Source organism: uncultured Methanobrevibacter sp. (assembly GCF_947170395.1).
Taxonomy (GTDB): domain Archaea; phylum Methanobacteriota; class Methanobacteria; order Methanobacteriales; family Methanobacteriaceae; genus Methanocatella.
In genome coordinates, this window is the sequence record NZ_CAMVTE010000046.1 from 1 (window position 1) to 10,333 (window position 10,333).

The following is a 10,333-nucleotide window of genomic DNA, read 5'->3' on the forward strand; positions in this document are numbered from 1 at the left end:
AAATGAAAACACTTGAATGGGAAGATAATAAATTAAAGCTTATTGATCAAAGAAAGCTTCCTGATGAGTTAACCTACGTCTACTGTGACAACTATCAGGATGCTATTGTTGCAATCAAGAATATGACTGTTCGTGGAGCTCCGGCCATTGGTGTATCAGCAGGTTTTGCAATGGCTCTTGCAGAACTTCAGGATGTTGATTTACAAAAGGCAGCAGAGGAAATTAAAGCCGCAAGACCAACTGCAGTAAATTTGTTCTGGGCAGTTGATAGGGTATTGAACAGCAAAGATGATGCATTGACTGAAGCGCTGAAAATGTATGAAGAGGACATGGCAACAAACAGGGCCATCGGTAAATTCGGTGCTGAGATTATTGATGATGGGGATACAGTTTTAACTCATTGTAATGCGGGAGCACTTGCATGTGTTGATTATGGAACTGCATTGGGTGTTTTTAGAGCTGCAAGAGATGCCGGTAAAAGCATTAATGTAATATGTGATGAAACCCGTCCAAGAGGTCAGGGTGCAAGTTTAAGCGTGTGGGAAATGCAGCAGGAAAACATTCCGGTAAAGTTAATTCCTGATGTGGCTTCAGGATTTTTGATGTCTCAGGGCAAAATCGATAAGGTTGTAATCGGTGCAGACAGGATTGCAAAAGGCGGTGTTGTAAATAAGGTAGGTTCATTTATGGTGGCACTTGCTGCAAAACATCACGATATTCCATTTTATGTGGCTGCTCCGTATTCCACTTTTGATAATGAAATAAATATCTATGATACTGTTATTGAAGAAAGAGACGGTGATGAAGTAAGGTATTATGGTGGGGCTCGGATTTGTCCTGAAGGTACTGAAGTAATTAATCCTGCTTTTGATATAACTCCAAAAGAATTGATAACAGGCATTATCACTGAAAAAGGAATTATTGATCCAATTTAAATCAATAATTCTTATTTAAGTTATTTAAAATATAAGATTAAAACGGATGTTTTAAGTTTTTATTTTGTTTTGAATGATTCTAAAATTTGTTTTCCGGAATCCATATCTTTGAATATAATGGCAACCCAGTAATCATCCCCGAAATAGATTCCTTCGTAATTGCCTTCTGGTGTTTCAAGAACTATGAATTCGCCGATTGGGTTTGTTTTTTTGTATCCGTCATCGTTAATGAATGAGTCAATGATGGCATCGTTATCCTCTTGGCCAGGCATGACTAAAACTGTTAAGTTGTTTCCATTTAGGTCATAATCGTACATGGATACCTGTTCGCCACCGCTTCCCATTGTGGTGTTGCTTATTTGTTCTCCATCAATAGCTAAAGTAAATTTACCAAAATCTACAGTTTCAGCTCCAGCACTTACAATACTTACACTTGTCAGAATGATGAATATTGCAAGCAAGCTTAAAATTATTTTTTTGTTCATGGTTTTTCCTCTTTTGATTTTTAATGAACATCCGTTTTAATCAATATTCTTAGTATATTTGACATGTTATTTAAAATATTATTCGGGAATATTTCAGGTTAATCTTTAAAATATAAATCACATAATAGAGAAGGATGAATGCCATAATCAGAAAAGCAATTCCGCTTGTAAATATTGTCATTACTCCCAATCCGTCAACGATAAATCCTCCAATTGCTATTCCAATGGCTATTCCTCCATTTAAAATACTTAAAAATACTCCGTTGGCAAGTTCTGGACTATTTGGTAGTGCCGATGATTCAATATATTGAATCAGATTATATCCCATGCCGTCCAGCACTCCGAATATTAAAAAGAAAATTATGGTTGGAATCAGGTAATCTGCTGAAAGGTATAATCCTGCAAAAACTGCCATGCAGACCAACTGGAATATGAGCAATGTCATTTTGTCGTTTTTGGTTAGCAGTTTTCCACCAATCCATGTTCCGCTAATTGAAATCAAACCATAAATAAACAGCAAAATGCTTAGTTTGTATGTGTGGATATTTGTTACAGTTTGCAGGAAGTAAGGCATATAGTTATAGACAATGCTGGCTCCAATTGGCATCATTATTATTGCTGTTGAAGCTAAAACAAATTCTTTTGTAATTATTTCATTTAAGGGCATTTCATAACTTTTGGATTTGCCTTCCAGTTGTGGCATGAACATGACAATCAAAATTAGTGAAATTACAGTTATTAGAAAAATCCAGCTCATTGCCATCTGATATCCCCAGGTTGTTCCAAGCCATGTTGTGATTGGAAGACCTACAATGCTTCCCACTGAAATTCCAAGTAGGATTTTTGTAATGTAGTCCTGCTTTTCGCCTTCGGGAGCTATATCCTCACAAACGGTCAGGGCAATTGAAATAAATGCAGGATAAACAATTGCTGAGATGATTCTAAAGAAAAATGCAACATGGAATGTCTTTGTAAATATGATTGCAAAATTTGAAACTGCAAAGACTGACAGAATGAAAGTGAATGTTTTCTTCCTGTTGAATTTTGAAAAGAATATCGGGATGAATAAACCGCATATTGCTATTGTAAAAGTAAATGAACTAACGTAAAGTCCTGAAATAGCAATTGATGTATTGAAATATTTGGATATCTGTGATATGATTCCGACTATGCTCAATGGAGTGTTGATTGCAAGGGTTGACAGCATCAATATGTAAAGAAGTATTTTGGGATTTGATTTCATGGATATCACAATATAAATGGAATTAACTTGTATTTCACTTTTTCTTTATATGCTGAATATCCTTTCAGTTCTTTTTCCAGAACTTGTTCTTCATTTTTTATCCGAACTAAGATAATAATGGGATAAATCAGACAGATAATGAATGAATAGATGGAGTTTAAAATCAGCGGCATTGTCAAAAACAGTAGAACTGTTGATGTATACATGGGATGTCTTACCATTCCATATAATCCGCTGTCTATCACCTGCTGGTTTTTTTCAACTTCAACAGTTCTGGCCAGATACTTATTTTCACGTAGAACTTCCATATACATGACGTATCCTACCAAAAAGACTATTGATGCTGCAATTACAATAATGTCCGGTAATGTGCTCCAATTAAATCTGAAATTCAATCCGGCTATTGCAAAAGATGATATGAACATCACACCACTAACCAAAAGAACTGCCTTTTGTGTAGATTCGTTTTCTTTGGCATTCAATCTCTTTTTTAACAGATTCTGATCTTTAATAATCAATATTATTCCAACGATAATCATCGGAATGAACAAAAGACAAATAAATAACCATCCGTTCGGGTAATTTAATGTTCCTGCCGGAATAAACAGCAATGCTGCAATAAGAATCAGGCCAATTATGAATTTTTTAATTGCCTGTAAAAATAGATTTGAATCCATAGTATCTACTCGGTTACTTTCCCGTCAATAGCCACGTGCCATTCTCCTGGGCTTGTTGACTTGACTTTGCGGGTATTGACAATTTCCACTTTCTTGTTTTTCTTCAAACATGCAGTTTCCAGACGTTTAATTCCCTGTTCATATGAATCAGAAAACTCATAATAATTTATTATTCCACCATCTTCAATCAAATCAACTGCAAGGTCAAGGAAAGTATAGGCAAGGCCGGGCAAGTTCATGATAATTCTATCAAACTTGGAGTTAAACTTTTGGCTGACTTCAGCAATATCTCCGGTGTATGTTTCAATATGTCCTTTGAGTTTGTTTAGGGTGATGTTTTCATTTAAATATTTGATTGCATCCCCGTTAATGTCAACTGCAGTAACATCCACGTTTCTGTTTCTTGCAATCACGATTGGAAACGGTCCGATTCCGCAGAACATATCTAAGATTTTTTCACCGTCATTAACGCTTTCCATCACCCGTTTTCTTTCGGTTGCAAGTCTTGGCGAGAAATACATGTTTCGCACATCAAGTTTCAGTCGTGCACCATGTTCCTTATGGATTGTTACGGAGTCATCAACTCCTGCCAAAAACTCCAAATCCCTTATGCGTATTGTTCCTTTGATTGCACTCTTTTTCATATAAACTGATCTTCTTTTTGTAAATTTGAGTGCGGCATCTCCAATCTTGAATTTCTTATCCGCCAAATTATCTGGAATTTCTAAAATTATGATGTCTCCTATTGTATCGAATGAGGTTCTTAATGTTTCGATTTCATCTGGAGTCAGTTCATCTTTTAAAATCTCAGCAAAGCTATGTGGAACTTTTTTCATGGCTTCCAGTTTCATGCAGACTATTTCATAGCCTTCCACATCTTCATTAACTGGAATATATCCGAATTCATTTTCTGCTTTAATTTTATATTCCATATTCATTTGGCCGGTTTCCATTAATTTTATACGGACATCATTCAATTGTTTTAATGGAACTTTAACACATTTCATAAGATTTATTATGTTTAAATTATTATATAATGTATATGTTTTATTTAGTGGGATTAGGGTTATTTGACCATAAGGATATTTCTCTTAAGGGATTGGAATGTTTAAGAAATGTTGATAAAATCTATGCGGAATTTTTTACATCAAGATTATTCGGGTCTAGTTTTGAAGCTATTGAAGAACTTGTCGGCCAGAAAATTGAAGTGCTGGTCAGGGGTGAAGTGGAGGAGGAACACAAATTTATTGATGAGGCCAAAACGTCAAATGTCGCTTTAATTACTGGCGGCGATCCTCTGATTGCAACAACCCACAGTGACTTTTTGGTGCAATGCTCCAAAAGGGGAATTGACTATGAGGTTATCCACGGATCATCAATTCTCTCTTCAGCACCGGCCATTTCAGGTCTTCAGGGGTATAAATTTGGAAAGGTAACTACAATTCCGTTTCCGGATTATAACTTCTATCCTAAATCTCCTTATGAGGCTATTGAAGAAAACCTGAAAATGGATCTTCACACTTTGGTTTTACTTGACATTCAGGCTCACAAGGACCGTTACATGACCGTCAACCAGGGTCTGGAATATCTCATGAACATTAAAAATGACCTGGACCATGAAGGTTTGATTAATGAGGATACATTAGCTATGGGTATTGCTCGTGTAGGCTCTAAAGATGTTTGCATCAAGGCAGGAAAGATTTCCGAGTTGATTGACTTTGATTTTGGTGGACCGCTTCACTGCATTGTCATTCCTTCAAAATTGCATATTGTCGAAGCAGAATATCTTGTTGAAATTGCCGGAGCAGACTCTAGCATTCTTGATGATGTTTAGTTTTTAAAAAAAGGGGGAGTGCGGAAGTAGTTTTAGCTACTTCCCATAAAGAACATATTCTAATCATTTTGGAGATTATAAACTTGTTGACTGATGTTCCTTTTTAGATATGAAATTTACTTCACATCGTTTATTAGTTATATTTTAATATTATATAAATCTTATTATTTTATTTTGCCAACTGGGTTAAACTGAAATATTTGTCCTCTTTTAAAGAGAGATGTTATATTATTAAATTAAAAAAATAGTTGTTTTATTTAAATTGTTTTTTAAAAAAGGGGGGAGTTTGGAAGTAGATTTTGATTTGCTACTTCCGTAATGAAACATATTCTAATCATTTTGGAGATTATAAAATGGTTGAATTGTGTCATGTACAAATATGAAATTCAATTCACATCGTTTATTAGTTATATTTTAATATTATATAAATGTTTTCATTTGATTCAAATTATTTTTAAATAGAAGTTAGGATAATATATTACTTGTTGAAATTTGAAGAGCCTTTAGCTCTAGAATCAAAAGATAATTGGGTGATTCAATGGAAAAAAATAAAATTATTATAGTTGCATTGATTGTAATAATCGTTGCTTTGATAATTGGTTTGGTTGCAGTAATGCCGAATTACGGTAAGGAAAAATCAAATTTAACAATTAAAAACAATGACACAATTACTCAGGGCGAATCAATAAACGTTGAGCTTACTGCTGTAAATGGAACTCCTATTGAAAATGAGACTGTTAACATTACAATAACTGATGAAAATGGAACCACTGATTACAAATCTGCAGTTACTGATGAAAAGGGTGTTGCAGAAGTAAAAATTGAAGAGGAAGATGCAGGAAACTATACTGTTAATTGTACATTTGAAGGAAATGACAATTTCACAGAAGAAACAATTTCTGAAACTGTAGAAATTGTTGAAGAGGTGTCTGAAGACGTTTCAACTTCTGAAGATGTGGATCCTGGAGCGTTCTATAGTGCTCAGGAAGGAAGGATAATTTACACCGGTGAAATTCATGATGCACCGGACGGTCATAAATATAAACATTTGGGAAATAATGAATGGGAAATGGTTGAATAGCCAATTTCCTTTTTAAAAATTTTGTGGAGTAAAAGACTCCACATTTAATGCTTTTTTTGTTTGTTAAAATTCGAAGAGTATATTTTATCGATTTTAAATTTTGTATTTTTCTAAAATTACTCTTTAAATTTATTTTTTTATCATTTTAAGATGCAAGTGAGTACTTACACTCGAAAAACTATTTATATGGCCTTGTTTAAAGTAATTAATAGGTCTGAAGAGCACTACTGACTTCAAAGTAGAAATCTTTCAGGCAATGAAATGAAAAGTGATATGGCAATTTAATTTACAATAAAACTTATGGAATTCGGTTGTTGAACTTAAACTTTAAGGAGGTGAAATTATGGGTTGGACTTACAGGGATGCTTGTAGTAATATTTGCTCAGTAATTTACATTTGTTAAGCTTTAAATTTTGTATTAAATTTGTTGGAGGTGAAATTATGGGTTGGACTTACAGGGATGCTTGTAGTAATATTTGCTCAGTAATTTACATTTGTTAAGCTTTAAATTTTGTATTAAATTTGTTGGAGGTGAAATTATGGGTTGGACTTACAGGGATGCATGTGAAAATATTGTAGCAATGACATGTATATACTAAAAATAACATTGGAATATTCGCAAAACAATATCCTGAGGGGGTGAAAAACTGCGAATGGATCTTGACTCGAAAATGCTGCCTGTTTGGACATTTAAAAAAGTTTGGACAGGCAGCCATATGATTTACTATTTTTTTGATTTTAATTTGATGGATTTGTCCTTAACTGTTTTTAAACTAAATTCATTATATTTTTATTATACTGTTTATATGGTATTTTTTTACCATTTTAAGATGTAAGTAAGCACTTGCATTCGAAAAACTTTATATATGCTCTTTTTCATATAATTAATTGTGCAAAGGAGCTTATTTATCTCGAAAAAGCACATATATTCAAATTTATCCTGGTGATTATATGGACATTACAAAAAAATTATTAACTTTACTTGCAATATTTTGTGTTATTGCATCTGCAGGCGTGGTTTGTGCAGCAGATGCCGGAAATCATAGCAATTGGGTTGGAATCAACCATGAAAACATAAGTGGTGTGCCTGAAAGTCATTACATGGGATCAAATGACAGAAGTACTGACACTTCTATAATTAATCATAATGTTACTCCCGTACCTCATGCGGCAGGAGAACCGGTGGAAAATGAATCTGCATCCAACGGGGACTGTTGAAGGTGCAATTGGCAGTAATTCAGTATCCCAAAATGCATCTGCCAATGGAACTGGAAATGATACTGGCAATGCAACTACATATCCTACAATGCAGACTACTGGTAATCCTATTTTAGGTTTGCTTGCTGTTGGCGCCATTCTGGGTGGAGCAACTATAATAAATAGAAAAAAATAATCTTTAAATCTCATATATTATCTGTGCTGGTTCGCCAGCACTCTTATTTCCTTGTTTTTAATTTAATTTTTTAAAATATGAAAATCTTAAAATTATCAATTCAGATTAATATTCATTTTTTCATCTTAAAATGACCTCAAAAACTACTAAAAACTTTATTAACTAGTATAAACAATCTAATTGTATGTCTAAAAACAAGCGTGTTACAATTAGTATCAATAATGACATTGACTTGGATTTTCGCAAATTAGCCTCAAATAAAATGTTGTTTAAAACGGGCTGGTATTCTAAAGCTATTGAAGAGGCAATGTTGTTATGGATTGAGAAGGAAAATAAGTAAAATTTTTTTTCTCTTTTTTTCTTTTTTTCATCATTAAGTATTTAATATAAAACATAACTATTTATTATTATAGAGTGGTGTTATTAATGGAAAGTGATGAATTTAGAACTGTTAGAGTTTATACCAAAAAGTATAACAGTAAAGACAAAGACGGCAATACTGTTGAAAAGGAATCTCAACAAAAACAGGTTAGTCTTAAAAAAGAAGATCCTTTTGTGGATAATGAGTTAGTAAAGGTATTGGCGCAAGAGGAATATGAAAATCTCTTAAACAATCAATTTTCACAAGAAAAACTCGATGAATTTGACAAAATCATCCATGATAAGGACAATGAAATTGCAATATTGCAGGAACAGATTCAAACCCTTAAAGGCTCATTTTTTGATGATGTCGGTTCACTTAAAGAACAGTTATCAGACAAGGAAGAACTGCTGAAAGCCAAGGATGAAATCCATGAGTTAAACAAAAAGATTACCAAAATTGATGATGAAAGGGTTGCTATTTTTAAAGAGCTTGATTATAAAAACAGGATGATTTTAGCATACAACGTTGAGCTCAATAAATCTATTTTAAATGCAATCAATGTTGTAATCGATGAAGCCAGAGACAACATTAACAAAAGAAATGCAGTGCTTGCCGAAGGTTTGGAGAAATCCATTGAAAAATCCAAACATGAAGTTAATGAAAAGAATAAGGCTATAGCATATGATATAAAAACCACTGTTGAGGATATGAACGAACAGATTAGAAATACAAGTACCCTTAAAATGATACTCAACAAAAAGAAAATCAATTTGAGAGTGCCAACAGAGGATTTGCTTAAGCCATTTGAATTTGACTTTGATGTTGAACAGTTGCTTTCAGGCCAGGCATTGGAGCTTGATGCATCTGAAATCTTAAAAGAAGTGATGCCAAAGCTTCCGGAACCATTTTCCAAATATATTGACACTCTCGAGGAAGCACCTGAAACAATTGATGTTTCATCAAAAAAAGAGGAATAATTCATGAGAACATTTAACAGTGGAAAAATCACATTTGAATATCCTGACAGTTGGGAAGTTGAAAAGGCGGACATATTGTCCAATCCTGACTGTATTGCAACACTGTCCAAAGGACAGGATAATCTGATTAATGCTGTGATGTTTCCAACACAAACCACTCTTGACGATTACAAAATTTTCATGGAAGATGTGATTTCAGATGATGGTGGGGTCATACTGTCTTCCGATTTTGTTCAGATTGCAGAAAAAGATGCGATTAAGCTTCATGCAAATATGGACACTCCAGAACTTAATTTTGATATCCACACATTTGTTTTCATTGAAAAAGGAGAAATATTCATTTTTGAACTTAGAACATTGGATGTATCGGGCGAATCAGAGCGTGAGTTCAAAAATATGATTGATTCATTTAGAATAATTGAGTAAACTCAAGCAGGTAATCCATTGATGTCCTGTCAAGTATTTTTAATGTTGAGATGTTTTGTGGAGTTGTTCCTGAGCGTTCCTCTACCAGATTTCTCAATGATCTGTTTTTCATATGGGCATGAATCTCCTTGATTACAAACTCCATATTTTCAATATTCTTTTTTTCCAACTCTTCTTGGGTGATGTTTTCATAAATAGGATAAGTATTCAAATCATATGCTTTTGTTGGTGTCTGCAATACATTTAAATGACTGTAATAATTTGCAGAATCTGCCAAAAATCCGTCAATGCCCATATATGTTAATATTGGCATGAATGAAAGTTCAGTAAATGAAAAAATGAAATAGCTGCTTTTTTTAGCTTCTTTTTTAAGGGTTATCACCAGTTCCACCAAATCTCTTGAATTGGTAAGCAGTGAGTCTCCATTGGCTATCAAAAAACCATTGTATCCGATTTTCTCCAATTGTTTTAAACATTCTACCCTCAAATCAATATATTTGGACCCCTGAATGACTGCAACATCGCAAGTATCTACGTTTTCCTCAGCAAGCCTCAATGTCTCTTTGACATTAAATTCGGCAATTTCACGGTCAATGTTATATGCAGATCCTTCGCTTGGTGCTATTTTCAAGTCTTTTTTATAGAAAATTTTTGGAGTAAGTTCTCCGTCAACTTTTCCCACTCTTCCAGGTCCGTCATGTGATTTGATTTCGAATTTTTTAATCATTTGTTTCTTTCCTATCTATTGATATGTTAATTTTATATGTTTAGGTTAATATAAATTTTTTATTTCCTGTAATCTTTTAGGTTACACCATCTAAAATTTTAGTAACCTTTATATATTAACTTTTAAAGAATATTATTATGGATTTGAGGAAATAATCCGATGATTATCCGAGGTGTGTTTTCAATGTCTAT

Annotated in this window: 12 protein-coding genes; 7 read left to right on the forward strand and 5 right to left on the reverse strand. The window is 33.6% G+C overall.

Annotated features, from left to right (window positions below; all coding sequences use genetic code 11):
• Positions 1 to 2 precede the first annotated feature (2 nt).
• Positions 3 to 935 carry an S-methyl-5-thioribose-1-phosphate isomerase gene (mtnA, locus tag Q0W04_RS09770; RefSeq protein WP_298502708.1) on the forward strand — a complete coding sequence of 311 codons (933 nt, stop codon included), beginning with the start codon at positions 3 to 5 and terminating at the stop codon, positions 933 to 935.
• A gap of 59 nt (positions 936 to 994) precedes the next feature.
• Here the strand turns inward: mtnA and Q0W04_RS09775 are convergent, their stop codons facing one another.
• The 4 genes from Q0W04_RS09775 to Q0W04_RS09790 form a co-directional block, all read right to left on the reverse strand.
• Complete coding sequence (locus Q0W04_RS09775) at positions 995 to 1,420, reverse strand: hypothetical protein (RefSeq protein WP_298502711.1); 426 nt, start codon at positions 1,418 to 1,420, stop codon at positions 995 to 997.
• A 70-nt stretch (positions 1,421 to 1,490) separates the two neighbouring features.
• Positions 1,491 to 2,663, reverse strand: coding sequence for an MFS transporter (locus Q0W04_RS09780; RefSeq protein WP_298502713.1), 1,173 nt, complete (start codon positions 2,661 to 2,663; stop codon positions 1,491 to 1,493).
• Positions 2,664 to 2,668: 5 nt separating this feature from the next.
• On the reverse strand, positions 2,669 to 3,340 hold the full coding sequence (locus Q0W04_RS09785) for an isoprenylcysteine carboxylmethyltransferase family protein (RefSeq protein WP_298502716.1): 672 nt from the start codon (positions 3,338 to 3,340) through the stop codon (positions 2,669 to 2,671).
• 5 nt (positions 3,341 to 3,345) lie between these two features.
• On the reverse strand, positions 3,346 to 4,347 hold the full coding sequence (locus Q0W04_RS09790; RefSeq protein ID WP_298502718.1) for a class I SAM-dependent methyltransferase family protein: 1,002 nt from the start codon (positions 4,345 to 4,347) through the stop codon (positions 3,346 to 3,348).
• 35 nt (positions 4,348 to 4,382) lie between these two features.
• On the opposite strand from Q0W04_RS09790, the gene dph5 reads away from it, so the two are divergent.
• From dph5 to Q0W04_RS09820, 6 genes are all read left to right on the forward strand, one after another.
• Complete coding sequence (dph5, locus tag Q0W04_RS09795) at positions 4,383 to 5,174, forward strand: diphthine synthase (RefSeq protein ID WP_298502722.1); 792 nt, start codon at positions 4,383 to 4,385, stop codon at positions 5,172 to 5,174.
• A 538-nt stretch (positions 5,175 to 5,712) separates the two neighbouring features.
• Positions 5,713 to 6,255: an Ig-like domain-containing protein gene (locus tag Q0W04_RS09800; protein ID WP_298502724.1), complete on the forward strand. Its 543-nt coding sequence runs from the start codon at positions 5,713 to 5,715 to the stop codon at positions 6,253 to 6,255.
• Between the two features lie 951 nt (positions 6,256 to 7,206).
• A complete protein-coding gene (locus tag Q0W04_RS09805) occupies positions 7,207 to 7,473 on the forward strand; it encodes a hypothetical protein (RefSeq protein ID WP_298502726.1) in 267 nt (88 codons plus the stop codon).
• The gene (locus Q0W04_RS09810) at positions 7,445 to 7,648 is read left to right on the forward strand and encodes a hypothetical protein (protein ID WP_298502728.1); all 204 of its coding nucleotides are present in this window, start codon (positions 7,445 to 7,447) and stop codon (positions 7,646 to 7,648) included. The genes Q0W04_RS09805 and Q0W04_RS09810 overlap by 29 nt, the downstream gene beginning before the upstream one ends.
• 426 nt (positions 7,649 to 8,074) lie before the next feature.
• Positions 8,075 to 8,989: a hypothetical protein gene (locus Q0W04_RS09815; protein ID WP_298502731.1), complete on the forward strand. Its 915-nt coding sequence runs from the start codon at positions 8,075 to 8,077 to the stop codon at positions 8,987 to 8,989.
• A gap of 3 nt (positions 8,990 to 8,992) precedes the next feature.
• Complete coding sequence (locus Q0W04_RS09820) at positions 8,993 to 9,415, forward strand: hypothetical protein (protein WP_298502734.1); 423 nt, start codon at positions 8,993 to 8,995, stop codon at positions 9,413 to 9,415.
• On the opposite strand, the gene Q0W04_RS09825 is transcribed toward Q0W04_RS09820, so the two are convergent.
• Positions 9,399 to 10,142 carry an archaeosine tRNA-ribosyltransferase gene (locus Q0W04_RS09825; protein WP_298502736.1) on the reverse strand — a complete coding sequence of 248 codons (744 nt, stop codon included), beginning with the start codon at positions 10,140 to 10,142 and terminating at the stop codon, positions 9,399 to 9,401. The genes Q0W04_RS09820 and Q0W04_RS09825 overlap by 17 nt on opposite strands.
• Positions 10,143 to 10,333 lie beyond the last annotated feature (191 nt).

Coding starts and splice junctions, on each gene's coding strand:
- mtnA (WP_298502708.1), top strand. CDS start 3: ATGAAAACACTTGAATGGGAAGATAATAAATTAAAGCTTATTGATCAA.
- Q0W04_RS09775 (WP_298502711.1), bottom strand. CDS start 1,420: ATGAACAAAAAAATAATTTTAAGCTTGCTTGCAATATTCATCATTCTG.
- Q0W04_RS09780 (WP_298502713.1), bottom strand. CDS start 2,663: ATGAAATCAAATCCCAAAATACTTCTTTACATATTGATGCTGTCAACC.
- Q0W04_RS09785 (WP_298502716.1), bottom strand. CDS start 3,340: ATGGATTCAAATCTATTTTTACAGGCAATTAAAAAATTCATAATTGGC.
- Q0W04_RS09790 (WP_298502718.1), bottom strand. CDS start 4,347: ATGAAATGTGTTAAAGTTCCATTAAAACAATTGAATGATGTCCGTATA.
- dph5 (WP_298502722.1), top strand. CDS start 4,383: ATGTTTTATTTAGTGGGATTAGGGTTATTTGACCATAAGGATATTTCT.
- Q0W04_RS09800 (WP_298502724.1), top strand. CDS start 5,713: ATGGAAAAAAATAAAATTATTATAGTTGCATTGATTGTAATAATCGTT.
- Q0W04_RS09805 (WP_298502726.1), top strand. CDS start 7,207: ATGGACATTACAAAAAAATTATTAACTTTACTTGCAATATTTTGTGTT.
- Q0W04_RS09810 (WP_298502728.1), top strand. CDS start 7,445: ATGAATCTGCATCCAACGGGGACTGTTGAAGGTGCAATTGGCAGTAAT.
- Q0W04_RS09815 (WP_298502731.1), top strand. CDS start 8,075: ATGGAAAGTGATGAATTTAGAACTGTTAGAGTTTATACCAAAAAGTAT.
- Q0W04_RS09820 (WP_298502734.1), top strand. CDS start 8,993: ATGAGAACATTTAACAGTGGAAAAATCACATTTGAATATCCTGACAGT.
- Q0W04_RS09825 (WP_298502736.1), bottom strand. CDS start 10,142: ATGATTAAAAAATTCGAAATCAAATCACATGACGGACCTGGAAGAGTG.